This is a genomic window from Hydrogenovibrio sp. 3SP14C1, assembly GCF_029625905.1.
In the GTDB taxonomy this organism is placed as follows: domain Bacteria; phylum Pseudomonadota; class Gammaproteobacteria; order Thiomicrospirales; family Thiomicrospiraceae; genus Hydrogenovibrio.
Genome location: NZ_JARTLM010000116.1, coordinates 1 through 272, shown reverse-complemented (window position 1 = coordinate 272; position 272 = coordinate 1). Strand labels below are relative to the sequence as shown.

At 58.1% G+C, this 272-nt stretch carries 1 protein-coding gene; it reads right to left on the bottom strand.

Going from position 1 to position 272, the window contains the following annotated elements:
* Positions 1-272, bottom strand: a 272-nt coding sequence (locus tag P8629_RS11870) for a trypsin-like peptidase domain-containing protein (RefSeq protein WP_278166326.1), incomplete at both ends; no start/stop codon positions are given.

Here is a 272-nt window from a genome sequence, read left to right as displayed (position 1 = left end):
GGCGCACCAGAATCTCATCGGCATCCTGTACCACGTGGGCGTTGGTCATCACATAGCCATCTTCACTGATGATGAAGCCAGAGCCTAATGACTGTCGCTCCTGGCCACGCCCCTGACCACCACTGGGCGGCGCTGGAAAACTGTCACCAAAAAAGTGGCGAAAGATTTCGGGAATTTCCTGACCTCCAAACCCTTGTACCGACGGCGAGCTGCTGCGCTGCACCGTGCGCGAGGTAGAAATGTTGACGACGCCCGGCGCCGCTTCTTCTACC